The 17,626-nt window shown below is 73.1% G+C and carries 16 protein-coding genes; 10 read left to right on the top strand and 6 right to left on the bottom strand.

Going from position 1 to position 17,626, the window contains the following annotated elements:
* The first annotated feature begins 31 nt into the window (after nt 1-31).
* Genes AB0D74_RS47015 through AB0D74_RS47005 form a run of 3 tightly spaced genes read left to right on the top strand, consistent with a single transcriptional unit; the run spans nt 32 to nt 2,474 of the window.
* On the top strand, nt 32-1,162 hold the full coding sequence (locus AB0D74_RS47015) for an ABC transporter ATP-binding protein (protein WP_362601534.1): 1,131 nt from the start codon (nt 32-34) through the stop codon (nt 1,160-1,162).
* On the top strand, nt 1,159-1,809 hold the full coding sequence (locus AB0D74_RS47010; protein WP_362601531.1) for an ABC transporter permease subunit: 651 nt from the start codon (nt 1,159-1,161) through the stop codon (nt 1,807-1,809). The genes AB0D74_RS47015 and AB0D74_RS47010 overlap by 4 nt, the downstream gene beginning before the upstream one ends.
* A complete protein-coding gene (locus tag AB0D74_RS47005) occupies nt 1,806-2,474 on the top strand; it encodes an ABC transporter permease (protein WP_362601528.1) in 669 nt (222 codons plus the stop codon). Before AB0D74_RS47010 ends, AB0D74_RS47005 begins: the two co-directional genes overlap by 4 nt.
* 62 nt (nt 2,475-2,536) lie before the next feature.
* Here the strand turns inward: AB0D74_RS47005 and AB0D74_RS47000 are convergent, their stop codons facing one another.
* Genes AB0D74_RS47000 through AB0D74_RS46985 form a run of 4 tightly spaced genes read right to left on the bottom strand, consistent with a single transcriptional unit; the run spans nt 2,537 to nt 6,605 of the window.
* Nucleotides 2,537-3,133 (bottom strand): ATP/GTP-binding protein, encoded by a 597-nt coding sequence (locus AB0D74_RS47000; RefSeq protein WP_362601525.1) that lies wholly within the window; start codon nt 3,131-3,133, stop codon nt 2,537-2,539.
* Complete coding sequence (locus tag AB0D74_RS46995; RefSeq protein ID WP_362601522.1) at nt 3,120-3,530, bottom strand: DUF742 domain-containing protein; 411 nt, start codon at nt 3,528-3,530, stop codon at nt 3,120-3,122. Before AB0D74_RS46995 ends, AB0D74_RS47000 begins: the two co-directional genes overlap by 14 nt.
* A gap of 52 nt (nt 3,531-3,582) precedes the next feature.
* Nucleotides 3,583-4,059: a roadblock/LC7 domain-containing protein gene (locus tag AB0D74_RS46990; protein WP_046732636.1), complete on the bottom strand. Its 477-nt coding sequence runs from the start codon at nt 4,057-4,059 to the stop codon at nt 3,583-3,585.
* Nucleotides 4,056-6,605 (bottom strand): ATP-binding protein, encoded by a 2,550-nt coding sequence (locus AB0D74_RS46985; RefSeq protein WP_362601518.1) that lies wholly within the window; start codon nt 6,603-6,605, stop codon nt 4,056-4,058. The genes AB0D74_RS46990 and AB0D74_RS46985 overlap by 4 nt, the downstream gene beginning before the upstream one ends.
* A 358-nt stretch (nt 6,606-6,963) precedes the next feature.
* Here AB0D74_RS46985 and AB0D74_RS46980 point away from each other — a divergent pair, with 358 nt between their 5' ends.
* The gene (locus tag AB0D74_RS46980) at nt 6,964-7,926 is read left to right on the top strand and encodes an ABC transporter substrate-binding protein (protein WP_362601515.1); all 963 of its coding nucleotides are present in this window, start codon (nt 6,964-6,966) and stop codon (nt 7,924-7,926) included.
* Nucleotides 7,927-7,943: 17 nt separating this feature from the next.
* Nucleotides 7,944-9,425 carry an aromatic amino acid lyase gene (locus AB0D74_RS46975; RefSeq protein WP_362601512.1) on the top strand — a complete coding sequence of 494 codons (1,482 nt, stop codon included), beginning with the start codon at nt 7,944-7,946 and terminating at the stop codon, nt 9,423-9,425.
* Between the two features lie 41 nt (nt 9,426-9,466).
* On the opposite strand, the gene AB0D74_RS46970 is transcribed toward AB0D74_RS46975, so the two are convergent.
* Nucleotides 9,467-10,552, bottom strand: coding sequence for a helix-turn-helix domain-containing protein (locus AB0D74_RS46970; RefSeq protein WP_362601507.1), 1,086 nt, complete (start codon nt 10,550-10,552; stop codon nt 9,467-9,469).
* Between the two features lie 99 nt (nt 10,553-10,651).
* Between AB0D74_RS46970 and AB0D74_RS46965 the strand changes: the two genes are divergently transcribed.
* Both AB0D74_RS46965 and AB0D74_RS46960 read left to right on the top strand, forming a co-directional pair.
* Nucleotides 10,652-11,959 (top strand): MFS transporter, encoded by a 1,308-nt coding sequence (locus tag AB0D74_RS46965; RefSeq protein WP_362601504.1) that lies wholly within the window; start codon nt 10,652-10,654, stop codon nt 11,957-11,959.
* Between the two features lie 91 nt (nt 11,960-12,050).
* The gene (locus tag AB0D74_RS46960; protein ID WP_362601501.1) at nt 12,051-13,412 is read left to right on the top strand and encodes an MFS transporter; all 1,362 of its coding nucleotides are present in this window, start codon (nt 12,051-12,053) and stop codon (nt 13,410-13,412) included.
* Between the two features lie 72 nt (nt 13,413-13,484).
* Here the strand turns inward: AB0D74_RS46960 and AB0D74_RS46955 are convergent, their stop codons facing one another.
* Nucleotides 13,485-13,940: a TerB family tellurite resistance protein gene (locus AB0D74_RS46955; protein ID WP_132890095.1), complete on the bottom strand. Its 456-nt coding sequence runs from the start codon at nt 13,938-13,940 to the stop codon at nt 13,485-13,487.
* A 200-nt stretch (nt 13,941-14,140) separates the two neighbouring features.
* Between AB0D74_RS46955 and AB0D74_RS46950 the strand changes: the two genes are divergently transcribed.
* The 3 genes from AB0D74_RS46950 to tatA all read left to right on the top strand — a co-directional run bounded on the left by AB0D74_RS46950 (nt 14,141) and on the right by tatA (nt 17,427).
* Nucleotides 14,141-14,503, top strand: coding sequence for a metalloregulator ArsR/SmtB family transcription factor (locus AB0D74_RS46950; RefSeq protein ID WP_362601497.1), 363 nt, complete (start codon nt 14,141-14,143; stop codon nt 14,501-14,503).
* A complete protein-coding gene (gene mgtA, locus AB0D74_RS46945; RefSeq protein ID WP_362601494.1) occupies nt 14,493-17,015 on the top strand; it encodes a magnesium-translocating P-type ATPase in 2,523 nt (840 codons plus the stop codon). Before AB0D74_RS46950 ends, mgtA begins: the two co-directional genes overlap by 11 nt.
* Before the next feature lie 139 nt (nt 17,016-17,154).
* Nucleotides 17,155-17,427 (top strand): Sec-independent protein translocase subunit TatA, encoded by a 273-nt coding sequence (gene tatA / locus AB0D74_RS46940; RefSeq protein WP_362601491.1) that lies wholly within the window; start codon nt 17,155-17,157, stop codon nt 17,425-17,427.
* Nucleotides 17,428-17,626 lie beyond the last annotated feature (199 nt).

The following is a 17,626-nucleotide window of genomic DNA, read 5'->3' as shown; positions in this document are numbered from 1 at the left end:
TCTCTGCCAAACCCGAAGGGTATTCGGCGTTTTGATACGGATAGATTCAGTCACCAAGCGGTACCCGGACGGTACGGTCGCCGTCGACCGGCTCTCCCTGGAGATACCGGACCGCTCGATCACCGTCTTCGTCGGCCCCTCGGGCTGCGGCAAGACGACGACCCTGCGGATGATCAACCGGATGGTGGAGCCCAGTGAGGGCCGCATCCTCCTGGACGGCGCCGACATCCACGCACAGCCGGTCAACACGCTGCGCCGGTCGATGGGTTACGTCATCCAGAACGCCGGTCTCTTCCAGCACCGCACCATCATCGACAACATCGCCACCGTGCCCCGGCTGCTCGGCTGGACCAAGCAGAAGGCGCGGGCCCGGGCGGCCGAGCTGATGGAGCGGGTGGGTCTCGACTCGGCGCTCGCCAAGCGGTACCCGTACCAGCTCTCCGGCGGCCAGCAGCAGCGCGTCGGCGTGGCCCGGGCGCTCGCCGCCGACCCGCCGGTGCTGTTGATGGACGAGCCGTTCTCCGCCGTCGACCCGGTGGTCCGCAAGGGGCTCCAGGACGAACTCCTGCGCATCCAGGACGAGTTGGGCAAGACGATCGTCTTCGTCACCCATGACATCGACGAGGCGATCAAGCTCGGCACGATGGTCGCCGTGATGCGTACCGGCGGCCACCTCGCCCAGTACGCCCCGCCCGCCGAACTGCTCACCGACCCCGCGGACGCGTTCGTCGAGGACTTCCTCGGCGCCGACCGGGGCATCCGGCGCCTCTCCTTCTTCCCGTCCGCGGCCCTGGAGTTGCAGACCGCGCCGATCGTCGCGATCGACGCCGACGCCACCCGGCTCGGCGCCCGCGGCACGGCCGACGCGCCCTACCTCCTCGTGACGGACCTGGACGGCAGGCCGCTCGGCTGGAGCGAGCCGCGGGCCCTCACCGCCGGGTCGATCCGCCCGGAGCAACTGGTCCCGTACGGGCGGCCCTTCGTCCCCGGCCGGGACTCGCTGCGCGCCGCCCTCGACGGTTCCGTGCTCTCGCCGACCGGCTGGGCCGTGGCCGTGGACGGCGAGGGACGCGCGGTCGGCGTCGTCTCCCAGCAGGTCATCGGCGCCGCGATCCGTACCGCGCACGCCGAGGGCCGCGACGACGCGAAGGTCGGGGGATGAGCGGCTTCTTCGACATTCCCAGCGACCTCCAGAACACCTACTTCGGACTGATCGGCCTCCACCTGCGCGAGGCCCTCATCCCGGTGCTGGCCGGTCTGCTGGTGTCCCTGCCCATCGCCCAGCTCTGCGTGCGCTTCCGCTGGCTGTACCCGCCGGTGCTGGGCGTCACCACGATCCTGTACGCCATCCCCTCGCTGGCCTTCTTCGTGGTCCTCATCGACTACACGGGCCAGACCGAGACGACGGTGATGATCCCGCTCGCGGTGTACAGCCTGGTGGTCCTGGTCCCGGCCATCGTGGACGGCGTCCGCTCGGTCCCGGCCGAGACCCTGGCCGCCGCGACCGCGATGGGCCTCGGCCCCGTACGCCGTTACTTCCAGGTCCAGTTGCCGATCGCCGTGCCCGCGATCATCGCGGGCCTCAGGGTGGCCACCGTCTCCAGCATCTCCCTGGTCAGCGTCGGCATGCTGATCGGCAACCAGGGCGCGCTCGGCAACCTGCTCAACGACGCGAACATCTACCACCGCCCCGAACTGGCGGTGAACTCGGTCCTGACCACCGCCGTGCTGGCCATCCTGGCCGACGCAGCCCTCGTCCTCGTACGCCGTGTGCTGACGCCCTGGATGCCGAAGGAGAGCACCCGGTGAACGTCCTCAACTTCATCCACGCCTTCTTCAGCGACAGTTCCCACTGGCACGGCTACGACGGCATCCCCACCCGCCTCTGGGAGCACATCCAGTACTCCCTGGAGGCCCTCGCCTACGCGGCGGTCATCGGCCTGCCCATCGGGCTGATCACCGGCCACTACGGGCGCGGCGGCAACACCCTCGCCCTGATCGCCACGGCCGGCCGGGCGCTGCCCAGCTTCGGCCTGCTGGTCCTGATGTTCATCTGGCTCGGCTTCGGCATGCTGCCGGTGATGATCCCGCTGGTGATCCTCGCCGTACCGCCGATCCTGGTCACGACGTACGAGGCGATGCGCTCGGTCGACCCGTCCCCGGTGGACGCGGCACGGGGCATGGGCATGCCGGAGGCACGCGTCCTCTTCCAGGTGGAACTTCCGGTGGCCCTCCCGCTGATCCTCAGCGGCCTGCGCTCGGCGGCCATCCAGATCGTCTCGACGGCGACCATCGCGGCGTACGTCAGCCTGGGCGGCCTCGGCCGCTACATCATCGACGGCCTCTACCAGAAGAACTACGAGAAGGTCGTCGGCGGCGCCACCCTGGTGGCGGCGATGGCCCTGGCCACGCTCGGCATCTTCTGGGCGGTCCAGAGACTGACGGTCTCTCCCGGCGTACGGCGGAGCAACTGACTCAGGGGCGCGGGGAACTGCGCGACCGGCCACAACCGGTCCGCAGTTCCCCACCACCGCACCTAGCCAGCAGTCCGCGCCAGCGCCAGTTCCAGCACGACGAGCAGCGCATCCCGCACCGAACCCCGCTCCCGCGCGTCGAAGACGACCAGCGGCGTCCCCTCGGCGACGTCCAGCGCCCACCGCACCTCGTCCAGCGTGTGCTCGACGCGGCCGTCGAACGCGTTGATCGCGACGGCGAACGGGATCCCCTTGTGCTCGAAGTAGTCGACCGCGGCGTAGCAGTCGTCGAGGCGACGCGTGTCAACGATGACGAGCCCGCCGAGCGCCCCTTCGACGATGTCGTCCCACATGAAACCGAACCGTTCCTGCCCGGGCGTGCCGAACAGGTAGAGCTTCAGCGTCGGGTCGATGGTGATGCAGCCGAAGTCCATCGCCACGGTGGTGGTCGTCTTGCGCGGGGTGAGCGAGAGGTCGTCCACGCCCGCCGCGACCTCGGTGATCGACGCCTCGGTGGTCAGTGGCTCGATCTCCGAGATCGAGCCGACGGCGGTGGTCTTGCCCACGCCGAAACCGCCCGCGATGACCATCTTCACCGGCAGCGGCGGCCGGACGGCCGTACGCCCGGTGCCCCGGGTCAGCGAGTCAGTCGGTGTCACGGAGTACCCCTCGGGAGTCGGGGATGGCCCGCAGGCCATCGATAACCCTGCGCAGGACGGACGAGTCGTGGGTGGCCTCGAAGTCGGGCACGTGCACGGTCAACTGCCCCGCCTCGCGCAGGTCTTCGGCCAGTACCCGGACCACGTTCAGGTGCAGCCGCAGTCGGGCCGCCAGTTCCGCGAGCGACTGCGGAATCCGGCACGCGGCGACGATGTCGTGCTGCTCGAAGGAGAGCCGCTCCAGCACGGCGAGTCCGGCGACGGTGGCCACCACCTGGGTCTCGACGGGCATCGCCGGTCCGGAGGCGCTGTCCGCCACCCGGCCGGCGGTGACCAGGAACGGCCGTACGGCGGGGGCGGGGCCGACCGGGTCCGGGCCCGGGGGCGGGTCCGCCATGGCTGTGTCTTCCTCTCTCGGCCTTCTCGGCTGTGCCGACCGGCGGTACCGGTCAGCGCGTCTGTGGGACGCCGACGCTGTTCTTCAGCTCCAGGACGAGTTGCGGACTGAGCGCCGCCCCGGCCCGGTTGGCGAACAGCGTCATCTCGTAGGCGATGTTGCCGAGCTTGGCCTCGTTGTCGGCGACCACGCCGAGCACGGCGCCGTTGCCGATCGCGGAGACGATCACATGGCCGCCCTCCAGGTCGATGATGACCTTGTTGAGGCCGCCCAGGCCGTAGTTGCCGGACGCACCGGCGGCCAGGCTGGTGATGCCGGAGACGATCGCGGCCAGCCGCTCGGAGTGGGCGCGCTCACGCAGCTCCGAGACGGCGATCAACAGACCGTCGGAGGACACGGCGATCGCATCGACCACGCCTGCGGTCTCGGTCGCGAAGCGGTTCAGCAGCCAGGTGAAGTCGGCTGCGGCCGCCTGCAGGTCGGTCGGCGTGATGCCGCCCGTAGGGGTGTCACCTGTCGACGTGCTCACTGCTCGGCTCCTTCCGGAAGGTGGTTCTGGTCCTGCGGGGGGTGCGTGGGGTCGATGTGCGGCCGGGGCCGCTCGTGGCTTCCGGTGTCGCTCTCGCGCCGGGCGCGCTCCACCGCCGCCTCGAACTCGTCCAGCGCGTCCCGTTCGGCCTCGGCGTCACGGGTGCGGGGTGCCTGGGCGAGGCTCTGGGCGGCGCCGACGGTGGTACGCAGGGTGGCCCCGCGTACCCGGCGGCGCAAGGGGCGGGTCCCGTCGCCGGAGTCCGCGTCGGCGCCTGTGTCGGCCGGAGGTTCGCCGGAGCGCGCGGCCGGGATCAGCGGGGGCTGCGGCGCGGCGGGCTCGGCGGTCGCCTCGCGACGCGGCAGCCGGCGGGGGAGCTGGCTCTCCGGTTCGACGGCGGCCGGCGCCGTGACGGCGGCGGTCGGGCCGGTCGGCTCGGTGGCCGGCACCGAGGCCGACGGTGCGGTCGGTACCGGCGCCGGCGTCGCGATCGGCGTCGCGGTCGGCGTCGCCGTCGAATGCGACGCCGACCGTACCGGGGCCGATGGCTCCTCGGCGAGCGGGGCGCCGGAGGTGTCCGCCACCGCGCTCATCGTCAGCAACAGACGGGAGGGCAGCGTCACTTCGGCGGTGACACCGCCGCCCGGGGTGCGGGTCAGCTCGACGTCGATCTCCCAGCGCCGGGCCAGCGCGCCCACCACGAAGAGGCCGAGCACCTTGGTCGGCACCAGGTCGAGGCGCTCACGGCGGATCAGCCGCTGGTTCTCCTCGGCCAGCCGCTCGGCACTCATGCCGAGGCCGTGGTCGGTGACGACGATGTGCGCGCCCTGGTCGCTGGAGCGGACGGTCACCTCGACGGGGCTGCCCGCCGGCGAGAACGACACCGCGTTCTCCAGGATCTCGGCCACCATCAGCGTGAGGTCGCCGATGATGTCCGGCTCGATCATGGAGTCCGTGCCGGCGTACAGCCGTACCCGCTGGTAGCCCTCGATCTGGCCGAGCGCGGCCCGGACCACGTTGGACACCGGGGTCGGGCCCGCGGCCAGCACGGTCTCGCGGATGCCGGCCAGCAGCATCAGGCTGTCGGCGTTGCGGCGCAGGCGGACGGCGATGTGGTCGATGGAGTAGAGGCGTTCGAGGAGGGCCGGGTCGGTCTCGGCCCGCTCGACCGCGTCGATGAAGGCGAGCTGGCGGGTGGTCAGGTTGCTGACGCGGCGGCCGACGTTGCCGAACATCTCGGCGGTGTTGCGGCGGCTGAGCACCTGGCGTTCGAGCAGCGCCGCGGCCGTGGTCTGCACCTGGTTGAACGCCTCGGCCAGGTCGCCGATCTCGTCGCGGGCGGTGACCGGCATGTCCCGCAGCCTGGGCGGCCCGGAGTCCTCGGCGTCGTCGTCGGCGACCCGGGCGAGTTCCCGGCCCGCCACCTCGGCGACCTCGTGCGCGACCCCGGTCAGGGCCTGCACCGGGCGGATCACCGAGCGGCGGACCAGCGCCGCGAGGGTGATCCAGAGGACGAAGCCGAGCAGCGAGGCGTTCAGCAGGTAGATCGCGCGCCACTTGGCCGAGTCGGCGGCGGTGTCGGCGCGGTCGGCGATCTGGCCGATGAGCGAGGTGGTGATGGTCAGACGGGCGGCGGCCTGCTGGAGGTAGGCCGGGTAGTCGTTGAGCGCGTCCTTGACGGCCGTCCGGATCTGGTCCTGGTTGCCGGACTGCAGCTTGGTCGGGTCGATCTGCAGCTCGGCGAAGGACTCGGCGATGGTGCTCTGCGCCTTGGTGTGCTCGACGTCGGCCAGCTGCCGGGCCTGTCCCTCGGTGGCGAACCGGGTGAACCGGTCGGCCTGGTGCTGGTAGAGGTCGTAGGCGCCGACCGCGTTGGTGAACTCGATCAGGGCGTTGGTGTCGCCGGTGGTCGCCGCGAGCACGTTGGTCTCGAAGGCGCCGTGGGCGGCGTCCGCGCGCAGCAGCGAGTCCAGCAGGTTGCCGGTGAAGGTGGCGGCGAGGTCCGTGTCGCGGTCCAGACCGAGGCCGTCGATCAGGTCGTTGGACGCGTTGGTGTACGCCGGGTCGATGTTGTCGGCCGGCAGGTAGGCCTCCTCGACGGAGTCCCGCAGGCTGGACAGGCCCTCGATCTGCCGCAGGGCGGCGACCTCGGTGTCCGGCAGCCGGCCGCCGAAGGCGTCACGGACCTTCGTGACCTGGGAGTCCACCGCGTCCTGGGCCTTGCGGTAGGCGGCGGCCGAGGGCCTGGCGTCGCCGGACTCGTACCGTGCGGAGAGCAGGATCGCCTGCTGGTGCTCCGCCTCGACGTTGTCCACGAGACGTGCCACCTGCGCGCTGTCCCGGACCGTCTGCGCCGCGTCCGTCGCGCTGTTGGACTGCTGCACCAGGTCGGTGAAGACGTAGGCGAGCAGTACGGCGATCACGGCGAGCGGTACACCGACCAGCAGGTTGAGCTTGCGCCGGAAGGGCCAACGGTCGGCGAAACCCCGTATCCCGCCCCGCGTCCGGGCGGGCCGGACGGGCGCGTCCACCTGGTTCGTGGACACCGGGCCTCCTTCATGAGGGTGTCTGGTCTGGGGGGCGTCTTCACCCCGAGCTGCTGCGGAACGACACCGAGTAGCGGGCCCCGTGCACCGCTGTGACCGATATCAACTGCCGTGAGACTACAGCGTTCTTGAAGCCCCATTCCGCTTGTGCTTTATCAAGAATCCGTTACAAAGAGACCGCTCTCCGTCCACAACTGGCCACGGATTGAAGCCAATCGGTGACCCGGAGACACTTGACTGACAGAGAACCGGCTGGATTGGATCGTCCGGAGTGGTTCGCAACAGCCCCGTGGCGCGCAACACCTCCCGCGTGGTTCGCAACACCCCCACCCTTCCCACAGCTCCCGGAACGGCAACCGTGACTTCCAACACCCTTCCCAGCAGGTCAATCCGGACATACCGAGGCGTGGCGGCCGTCGCGCTCGCCGCGACGACGGCCCTGCTGGCGGGCTGTTCCTCGTCCGACGACAGCAAGTCCGACCCGCTGTCGGACAGCAAGGCGAGCGGGGACACCGTTGTCGTCGGCTCCAACAACTTCGCCGAGAGCATCCTGATCGCGGACATCTACGGCGAAGCACTCAAGGCCAAGGGCGTCAAGGTCACTTACAAGTCGAACATCGGCAGCCGTGAGACGACCTACGGTCTGCTCAAGAACGGTTCGATCTCGGTCCTGCCCGAGTACAACGGCGCCCTGCTCGCCTACCTCGACCCGAAGGCGACCCCGAAGACCGTCGAGGAGACCACCTCGGCCATCGAGGCGAAGCTCGACTCCAAGCTGACGCTGCTCGACCCGGCGGACGCCCAGGACAAGGACACGGTGACGCTCAACGCGACCACCGCCGCCAAGTACAACCTCACCGAGAAGTCGTCCATAGCCGACCTCAAGAACATCGCCAAGGACCTGGTCATCGGCGCCTCGCCGGAGTTCCAGACCCGCCAGCAGGGCCTGGTCGGCCTGAAGGACGTCTACGGCCTGGAGTTCAAGTCCTTCAAGGCGCTCGACGCGGGCGGCCCGCTCACCGCAGCCGCCCTGAAGAAGAACGCGGTGCAGGCCGGCGACATCTTCAGCACGGACCCGACCATCACCAAGGAGAAGTTCGTCGTCCTCCAGGACTCGGAGAACCTCTTCGGCTTCGAGAACGTCCAGCCCCTCGTATACAAGAGCGCCCTGAACCAGACGGCCACCGACGCCCTCAACGCCGTCTCCGCCAAGCTGGACACGGCGACCCTGCTGGACCTGGACACCCAGGTGCAGTCGGACAACAAGGACCCGCTGGACGTCGCCCAGGCCTGGCTGAAGAAGGTCGGTCTCAGCAGCTGATCCCCAGCAGCCGACCGGTGCCCGACCCGCCGCGGATCCTCCCCGGACCTTCCTCGGACCGTGTCGTGCTCGACGGCAACGGCCTCGGCCTGACCGGACTCGTCCGGCTCGCCGACGCCGTTGCCGGCCCCGTCGTGCCGCCCGGGGCGCTCGACCGGGTCCGCCGGGCCCACGAGACCGCGGACCGGCTCGCCGCGTCGGGGCGCTGGTACGGCCGCGGCACCGGCGTGGGCGCCCACCGCTCCGTCACCGTCGCCCCGTCCGACGCGGCCGGCCACAGCCTGCGCCTGCTGCGCAGCCACGCCGGCGGCGCCGGTCCGCTGCTGCCGGCCCGGCAGGCCCGCGCGTTGCTCGCCGTCCGGGCCAACCAGCTGCTGGCCGCCGGCTCCGGCATCCACCCCTCGTTCGTCACGGCACTGGCCGAGGCCCTCCGGCTCGGCGTGCACCCCGCGATCAACGAGTACGGCGGTGTGGGCACCGGCGACCTCACCGCCCTGGCCCAGACCGGACTCACCCTGATCGGCGAGCGCCCCTGGCTCACGGCGTCCCCCGACGCCGAACTGCCCGCCCCGGTCACCCTCCGCCCCGGCGACTCGCTGGCCCTCCTGAGCAGCAGCGCCCTCGCCCTGGGCCGGGCCGCCCTGGCCTGCCACGACCTGGACGTGCTGCTCCGGGCCACCCACGCGGTGGCCGCCCTCTCCCTGGCCGCCGTCTCCGGCTCCCCGGAGCCCTACGCCCCCGGGGTGCACGCCCTGCGCCCGTACCCCGGTCCGGCCAGGGCGGCGGCGGAGGTACGACGCCTCCTGGAGATCCCCGACCACCCGGTCACCACCGGCCGCCGCATCCAGGACCCCTACGGCTTCCGCGCCTTCCCGCAGGCCCACGGCGCGGCCCTGGAAGCCGCCGACCGGCTCCGCCACGTCATCGAGACGGAGATCAACTGCCCCACGGAGAACCCGGTCCTGGCCCCCGACGGCAACGTCTACCACCACGGCGGCTTCTTCGCGGCCCCGCTCGGCCTGGCCCTGGACGGCCTCTGCCTCGCCCTCCTGGGGACCGCCCAGCTCTCCGCGGCCCGCCTCCAGGCCCTCAGCCGCGCCGACCTCACCGGCCTGCCCGCCTTCCTGACCGCGGGCCCGGCGAGCAGCTCCGGCACGATGATCCTGGAGTACACCGCCAACTCGGCGCTGGCCGAACTCCGTTCCAGCGCGGCCCCGGCATCGGCCGGGCACACCGTCCTCGCCCACGGCCTGGAGGAGGCGGCGAGCTTCGCGGGGCAGGCGGCGAAGCAGGCGGAACGGGCCGCGGAGGCCTACCCGGTGGTCCTGGCCTGCGAACTGGTGGCGGCGGTACGCGCGTTGCGGCTGGCGCCGGTGACGCCCACCGTCCCCGCCTTCCGGATGGCCGCGGAGGCGCTGCCCGGTGACACGGAGGACCGCGCGCTCACCGGGGACGTGACGGCGGCGATGGAGCTGCTGCCCCTCCTGGCCGACCTCTGAGCGGCCGGCCCCGAGGCAGGCGCGTGTCGGGCCGGGGCCGCTCAGCGCAGTACGGCCGCCAGCAGGTCGGCGCCCAGCGCGGTCAGATCGGGCACGCTCAGGGTGTAACGGACGTAACGACCGTGCCGCCGCGTCGTGAGCAGGCCCGCGCGGCGCAGGACGGCGAGGTGGCGGGAGACCTCGGGGGGCGTCAGTTCCCAGGCGTGGGCCAGCTCACCGGTGGTGTGCGGGCCGCGGGCCAGGGTGCGCAGCAGCCGCAGCCGTACCGGGTGCGCGAGTGCCTCCAGCCGTAGCGTGACCGTCTCCAGCGACACCGGCTCCGGTGGACTCGCCTCCGCCACGGGGTACTGGAGCACCGGCTGCCACCCGGGTGCGTAGACCGCCACCAGGTGCGGGCGGCCGAAGACGCTCGGGAGGAGGGTGACCCCGGTGCCGTGCGCGGCGATCGCGGCGTCCTGGAGCTTGTCCACGACGATGCGGTCGCCGTCCGGGGCCAGGGTCACGGCGCCGGAGACCGACGCGAGTGCCGCGCCGACGCCCTGGCGCTTGAGCAGGTCGTTCTTCAGGCGCAGGTCGGTGGCGAGTTGCACGGCGACGCCCGTCCAGGCGGCGTCGAAGAACGCCTCGGCGCACTGTTCGAGCGTGTCGCGCACCCGTGCCCGTACGGCGGCCGGGTCCGCGAGCAGCCGTTCCGCGAAGGCCTCCTGGAGCGCGCCGCGGGCCTGGGCCAGCTCCAGGGCCCGCTCGCGCGCCGCCCGGTCGGCGAGCGGCGACGGCGCCCGGAAGTGCACCCGGTTGCTGCCGCACGTGGTGACGAGCGCGGCGGTCACGTAGCTCTCGTCGTCGATCCGGTCCACCTCGTCCAACTCCTCGGCGAGCGTGGGCCGGGGACGGGCGGGGACCAGGAAGTCGGCCCGTGAGGAACGCCAGAGGAACTCCGCCTCCCTGAGCCGCTCGGCCAGCTCCGGCCGTAGCCCGGCCCAGACGTCCCCGGCCCAGCCGGCGAGCTGCGGGTGGTGCCCGGGCTCGGCCAGCACGTGCAGCATCGCGGTCAGTTCGGCCAACGGCGAGGCGGCGAACCGCAGTCGCCCGGCCGGCGGGCCGCCGATGTCGATCCTCAGCGTCATCCCCTCATCATCGCGGGCCGGGCGGCCGACGACCGCGCCGGTTGACGGTGTTCGTCAACCGGCGCGGCCGGTCCGGCGGCCGAACGCACCGTGGACGCCATGACAACCACCACCAGGATCCAGCCGCGCGCCCTCGTCCGTGCCTCCGGAGGCCCCCGCTATGCCGTCGCCCTGACCGTGGACGCGCTCGGCACCGGCCTGCTGCGGCCCTTTCTGCTGCTCTACGGGGTCACGGTGCTGGGGCTGTCCGCGCCGGCCACCGGCATCGCCATGACGGCCGGCGTCGTCATGGGCCTGGCGTGCATGCCCGCGGTGGGCCGCTGGCTGGACCGGGGCGCACGCAGCACGGTCGTGGCGGCGTCGATGCTGGTACGGGTGGTGGGCGTGGCGCTGCTGCTGGCCACCCCGGCAGGGCACGCCGGGCCGTTCGCGGCGGCGGCCCTCTTCCTCGGCATCGGCAACCAGGCCTGGCCGGCCGCCCATGCGGCCCTCGTGGCCACGGTCGCCCACGGCCGCGAACGCGACGCCGCCCTCGCGGCGGGCCGCGCCCTGCGCAACGCGGGCCTGGGCGCGGGCGCGCTGCTCGCCACCGCCTGCCTGGCCGGCGGCACCACCGCGCTGCGGGCGCTGGCAGCCGGTACCGGGCTCGCCTATCTCGCCGCGGCGGCCCTGGCCTGGTCGGTCCACCTGTCCACGCGTCCGTCCGCCGCCCCGGCCGCGGACGGGGCCGACGCCCCCGCACCCCGGATGCGCGCGCTGCTGGCCGCCAACGTGATCTACGTCTTCTGCCTCAACGTCCCCGAAGTCGCGCTCCCCCTGGTCCTGGTGACCCAGCTGCACGCGTCCCCGGTGTGGTCGGCGGCCGTCTTCGTGGCCAACACCGTGCTGGTGGTCGCCCTCCAGGTCCCGGTCACCGTCCTGCTGGCCCGCTTCGCGCGGCGGACCGTGCTGGCTCTCTCCGGCGTGCTCCTCGCCGCGTCCTACCTCGGCTTCCTCGCGGCCGACGCACCGGGACACGGCTGGAGCGTCCCGGCCGTCGCCGCGGTCTCCGTGGTCTGCACCCTCGGCGAGATCGTCTACGCAGGCAGCGCCACCGCGCTCGTCACCGCCCTCGCCCCGGCCCGTCTCCTGGGACGCGCGCTCGCCCGCTTCCAGCTCTCCACGGGCTTCGGCCTCGCGGTCTCCCCGGCGGTCATCACCGCTCTCGCCGCCCGCGGCCCGGCCGCCCTCTGGGGCGGCCTCGCCACCGCGACCCTCCTCTCCGCCACCGCCGTGGCCACCGAGAAGGAGCCTGTCGCCGCCGGGAAGGAGCCCGTCGCCGCCGAGAAGGAGCCCGTCGCCGACAGGAAGGAACAGCCCGCCACACGGGCGTCGGCACCTCCCGTGGTCAGGGCCGAACGCGTGTGATTCCGTCACGGACAGGGGGTCCGGCGGAAGAAAGCGGCGACCTTGCGGCCGAAACCGTCGGCCCCGTCGCGGCGCCCCGCACGCTGCGCCCATGACCGCAGCCACGAACGCCCCCGCCACCCCGTCCCCCTACCCCTGGCGCCGGCCCGCCCTCGTCGCCCTGCTCCTCGCCGAGGCGATGAACCTCCTGGACGCGACGATCGTCCAGGTCGCCGCCCCCGCCGTGCACGCCGGCCTCGGCGGCTCCGTCTCCGACGTCCAATGGTTCAGCACGGCGTACACCCTGCCGTTCGCCGTGCTGCTGATCACCGGCGGACGGCTCGGCGACCTCGCGGGCCGCCGCCGGCTCTTCGTCCTCGGCGTCACCTTCTTCACCCTGGCCTCCGTCGCCTGCGCGCTCGCGCCGACGGCAGGCCTGCTGATCGCGTTCCGCGCGGTGCAGGGCGCGGCGGCGGCCGTGGTCATTCCGCAGACCATCGGGCTGATCAAGGCGATGTTCGAGGGCGACGAGCTGTCCCGGGCCATGGGCAGCATCGGGCCGGTGATGGGCCTCGCGGCCGTCTGCGGTCCGGTCCTCGGCGGTGTCCTCACCCACGCCGACCTGTTCGGCCTCTCGTGGCGGGCCGCTTTCCTGGTGAACGTGCCCGTGGGCCTGGCCGTCCTCGCCCTGTCCCCGAGGCTCCCGGAGAACCGCGCCCCGCACCGCCCCGCCCTCGACTGGCCCGGCACCGCACTCGCGGCGGCCGGCACGGGCCTGCTGGTCTACCCTCTGATCGGCACCGACCTCACCGAACTCCCGCCGCTCGACTGGGCGTTGCTCGCGCTCGGCCTGCCGGCCCTGGCCGCCTTCGCACGGCACCAGCGCCGCACGACCGCGCCCCTCCTGGAGCCGACCCTCTTCACCCACCGCGGCTTCCCGCCCGCCCTCGCCGCCTCCACGGCGTTCTTCGCGGTGACCAACGGGCTGCTGACCGTGGTCGTCCTCCAGCTCCAACTGGAGGCGGGCCAGGGCGTACTGGCGGCCGGCCTGAGCCTCACGCCGTGGTCGGCCGGGCTCGCGGTGTCGTCCTGGCTGTCCGGCCGCCGCGGTGCCCGGCGCCGCATGATGCCCTACGGCCTGGCCCTCGTGGCCACGGGCCTGGCGGTCGCCGCGGCGGGGTACGCCACCACGGCCGCCGGCACCCACTACCCCCGGCTGCTCCTGCCCGCACTGGCCCTGGTCGGCGTGGGCGCGGGCCTGTTCACCCCCGCCTTCTTCACGCTGGCCCTGCGGCCCCTGCGCCCCCAGGAGGTCGGCTCGGCGGCGGGTGCGCTGAACGCCGTACAGCAACTGGGGGCGACCCTGGGCGTGGCGGTCCTGGGCAGCACCTACCTGGAGGGCTCGGCCGCGGCGGCCTGCGCCGCGGCCATGGTCCTCACCGCACTGTGCTGGGCCACGAGTCGGCGGATGTGAGGCCGCCCCCGTCCTGCCGTCTCCGTCCTGCCGTCTCCGTTCTCGTCCTCGTTCTCGTCCCGACCGTGCCGGTCAGAGGTCGAACTCGTGCGGCGGCAGGTCCAGGGTGTAGCACGCCTCGCGGACCACGGCCTGCTCGGTCTTGTCGAAGTCGCCGTCCGCGCCGCCGATCACGATGCCGATCTGGATGACCGCACGCGCCTCGGCCGGCTTCTTCTTCGCCTTGGCGACCTCCTGGAGCACGCTCACCTTGCCGAAGGCGAAGTCGGTGGTCAGCTTGTTCAGGTTCTCCTCGAAGCGGCGGCGCAGGTCGTCCGCCGGGAAGTTCTGCAACACCTCGTTGGTGGCGATGAGCTGGGCGACCCGCTGGCGCTCGGCCGGGTCGATGGTGCCGTCGGCGGCGGCGACGAGCGCGCACATCGCCATGCTCGCGTCGCGGAACGCACCGCTCTTCAGGTCGTTCTTCTTCGCCACCAGCTGGGTCTGCATCTGCGTCGCGGAATCCTTGATGCGGTCCCACAGGGCCATGCGCACTCACTCCTCGGTCGGTAAGAGCCTGCTTGCCAAAAAATTACTTCTACAACACCGTAGAAACTTGCGTGGCGGCCGATAAGTTCCCGCGTCCTAAACTGTCCCTCCGGCCCACGAAGGGCCGCTTCGACCCGGCGGACAGGACCCGGCGGACAGGACCCGGTGAACAGGACGCGGTGGACAGGAGGACCACGACGGTGGCGACGGTGCCCGGCAGCGGCTACGAGGACCCCACCGCGGACGTGCTCACGGAGGCCGCCGCGGCCTTCGGGCTGCTCGCCTCGCCCGCCCGGCTGCACATCGTCTGGGCGCTGGCCCAGGGCGAGAGCGACGTCACCGGCCTCGCCGAACGGGTCGGCGGCGCGCTGCCCGCCGTCAGCCAGCACCTCACCAAGCTGAAGCTCGCGGGCCTGGTCCGCTCCCGCCGGGAGGGCCGCCGCCAGGTGTACCTGGTCGACGACCCCGACGTCGTGGACGTGGTCCGCCTGCTCGTCGGCCGCCTCACCGCCCGTACCACCGGCGCCGAGCTCCCGGCCCCCCGACGGCTCCATGGTCTCTGACGGCGAGGCCGCCACCTCGCTGCAGGTGCTGCGCCGACTGGACTCCGGGCCGCGCGGGCTGACCGAGGCCGAGGCCGCGGCCCGGCTCGCCGACCTCGGCGAGAACGCCCCGCCCCTGCCGCACACCGCCTCCTGGCCGCTGCGCTGCGCCCGGGCCCTGCGCGACCCCTTCACCGCCGTCCTCCTCACCCTCGGCCTGGTCTCCGCCCTCGTCGCCTCCTGGGGCACCGCCGTCGTGATCCTCGCGCTGGTCGCGGTCAGCTGCGGACTGCGCGCCGCGGGTGAACACCGCGCCGACCGCTCCCTGGCCGCCCTGCGCGAACTCGTCGCCGGCACCGCCACCGTGCTGCGCCGCGCCGGGCCCGACGCGGAGCCCCGGGCGCGGGAGGTGCCGGTCACCGAACTGGTGCCGGGCGACGTCGTCCGGCTCGGCCCGGGAGACCTGGTTCCCGCCGACGTACGACTGCTGCGCGCCCGCGGGCTCACCGTCCACCAGGCCGTGCTCACCGGGGAGTCGGCGCCCGTCGCCAAGGCGGCCGTCGACGCACCCGCCGTCGCCGTCGCCGACGCGGACGGTGCGGCCGGTGCCGCCGACGCGGGACCCTTCCAGGAGCCGTACCTCTGTTTCCAGGGCAGCGGGGTCGCCTCGGGCAGCGCCACGGCGGTCGTGGTGGAGACGGGGGAGCGGACCCGGTTCGCCGCCGCACAGGGCGTGGCGGGCGGGCGGCGGGAGGCGAGCGCCTTCGACCGGTCCGTGCACGGGATCTCCTGGGTGCTCATCCGGTTCATGCTGCTGACCCCGCCGCTGGTCCTCATGGCCAACGCCGCCCTGCGCGGCCGTGGGCTGGAGACGCTGCCCTTCGCGGTCGCGGTCGCCGTCGGGCTCACCCCCGAGATGCTCCCGGTGATCGTCACCACCTGCCTGGCCCGCGGCGCCGCGCTCCTCGCCCGCGCCCACCAGGTCGTCGTACGGCGGCTGCCCGCGCTGCACGACCTGGGCGCGGTCGACGTGCTCTGCCTCGACAAGACCGGCACCCTCACCCAGGACCGGCCCGTCGTGGCCCGCGCCCTCGGACCCGAAGGCGAGGACGACCCGGAGGTGCTGCGCTGGGCTGCCGTCGGCGCCTGGTGGACCCTGCAGCTCGCCGAACTGCCCGCCCCCGACGCCCTCGACGAGGCCCTGCTCACCGCCGCCGGGCCGGTCGGGGAGGAGTACGACGGCGTCGGCGCCGTCCCCTTCGACCCCGGGCGGCGCACCGCCACCGCCGTCGTCGCCGGCACCCTGGGCACCCATGTCCTCGTCACCAGGGGCGCCGCCGAGGACGTACTGGACCGCTGCGACCTGGAACCCGCCGAACGCGAGCGCCTCCTCGCCCTCGCCGCCCGCGAGGCCGGAGCCGGGCTGCGCGTCCTCGGCGTCGCCACCGCGCCCCGCCCGTCCCGCACCCGCCCCTACGCGGCCACCGACGAGCACGGCCTCGCCTTCCGCGGTCTTGTCACCTTCCGCGACGCCCTCGCCCCCGGCGCCGCCGAGGCCCTGCGCACCCTCGCCGGCCTCGGTGTCAGCGTCCGCGTCCTCACCGGCGACCACCCGTCGACCGCGGTCCGCGCCTGCCGGGACCTCGGCCTGGCCGCGGACCGGGTCACCGTGGCCGGCGACCCCCTCGACCTCGACGCCGACGTCGTCGCCCGCTGCACCCCCGAGGACAAGGCCCGGATCGTCGCCGGGCTGCGCGCCGCCGGGCACACCGTCGGGTTCCTCGGCGACGGCGTCAACGACGTCCCCGCCCTGCGCGCCGCCGACGTCGGCGTCGCGCCCCGCAGCGCCGTGGACCTCGCCCGCGAGACGGCCGACGTGGTGCTCGCCGACAAGGACCTCGGCGCGATCGGGCACGCCGTCACCACGGGCCGGCACAGCAGCGCCAACATCGCCTCCTATCTGCGGGTCACGCTCTCCTCCAACCTCGGCAACGTCATCGCGATGCTCGCCGCCGGCCTGCTTCTCCCCTTCCTGCCGATGCTCCCGGTCCAGGTGCTCGCCCAGAACCTCTGCTTCGACGCCGCCCAGCTCGCCTTCGCCCACGACCGTCCCGGGGGCGCGGCACTGCGCCGCCCGACCGTGCTGCGACCGCGTGCCTTCCTGCGGTTCATCACCGGCTTCGGCGTGCTCAACGCGGTCGCCGACCTCGCCACCTTCGGTGTCCTCGCGCTCGCCCTGCGCGGCCCCGACGCCCTCGACGACCAGGCCGTCTTCCACTCCGCCTGGTTCACCGAGAACCTGCTCACCCAGGCCCTCGTGATGTTCGTGCTGCGCGGCGGCACCCGCACCGGGCCCGTCGGCCGCGCCGCCGCCGCGCTCGCCGCCGTCGGCCTGCTGCTGCCGCCAGGACCGCTCGGCGCGGCCCTGGGCATGACCGGGCTGCCGCCCGCCTACCACCTGCTGCTCGCCGCCGTCCTCGGGCTGTACGCCCTGGCGCTGCGGGCGGTGCGGGCCCGCCACGACCGGCGGTAGCGATTGCGGGCCGGGTCCCGGGTGCGTTTCGCACTCCGGGTTGTACAGTTGCGCAATGTAGCAATCGTCGCTGCCCGGCCGGGGCGCATGCAGCACCCTCCGTCGGTACGGACATATGTGAGAAAGGGAGGGGGCGGTCATGCTCCGCAACGGACTCGAACCCTGGCACCTGCTGGTCGTCGCGATCGTCTTCATCGTGCTCTTCGGTTCCCGGAAGCTGCCCGACACCGCCCGGGCCCTGGGCAAGTCGATGCGCATCCTCAAGAGCGAGGCGAAGGCCATGAAGACCGACGAGTCGGCCGCGGCGGCGCCCGTGGAGCCGACGTCGGTGCAGATGGCGGCGGAGCCGGCCGCGGCCCCCGCCCAGCCGGAGCCCAAGCCGGCCGCCGAGCCGACCGTCACGACAAGCTGACACCTTCCGGTCCCCGAGGCCACGGACCGAGCGTCAGCTCACCGTGGCCCGGGACACGGCGGGGCTCCACCGGACCGATCGTCAGGCCGCCCTCGGACCCGCCATAAGACGCCATTTCATTTGGTGAGTCGGCGGTGACATATGAGGGTCGCGGCGATGGCGGTGAAGGCGAGGAAGTGTTCCGGCTTGCGCTCGTAGC

The organism is Streptomyces sp. NPDC048278, from assembly GCF_040652195.1.
Lineage (GTDB): Bacteria > Actinomycetota > Actinomycetes > Streptomycetales > Streptomycetaceae > Streptomyces.
This window is presented reverse-complemented; position numbering and strand designations above follow the sequence as displayed.

Bases quoted from the DNA above. Each gene is read 5' to 3' on its own strand.
- tatA (WP_362601491.1), top strand. From the start codon at position 17,155: ATGCTCCGCAACGGACTCGAACCCTGGCACCTGCTGGTCGTCGCGATC.
- AB0D74_RS47010 (WP_362601531.1), top strand. From the start codon at position 1,159: ATGAGCGGCTTCTTCGACATTCCCAGCGACCTCCAGAACACCTACTTC.
- mgtA (WP_362601494.1), top strand. From the start codon at position 14,493: ATGGTCTCTGACGGCGAGGCCGCCACCTCGCTGCAGGTGCTGCGCCGA.
- AB0D74_RS46965 (WP_362601504.1), top strand. From the start codon at position 10,652: ATGACAACCACCACCAGGATCCAGCCGCGCGCCCTCGTCCGTGCCTCC.
- AB0D74_RS46960 (WP_362601501.1), top strand. From the start codon at position 12,051: ATGACCGCAGCCACGAACGCCCCCGCCACCCCGTCCCCCTACCCCTGG.
- AB0D74_RS46995 (WP_362601522.1), bottom strand. From the start codon at position 3,530: ATGGCGGACCCGCCCCCGGGCCCGGACCCGGTCGGCCCCGCCCCCGCC.
- AB0D74_RS46970 (WP_362601507.1), bottom strand. From the start codon at position 10,552: ATGACGCTGAGGATCGACATCGGCGGCCCGCCGGCCGGGCGACTGCGG.
- AB0D74_RS46955 (WP_132890095.1), bottom strand. From the start codon at position 13,940: ATGGCCCTGTGGGACCGCATCAAGGATTCCGCGACGCAGATGCAGACC.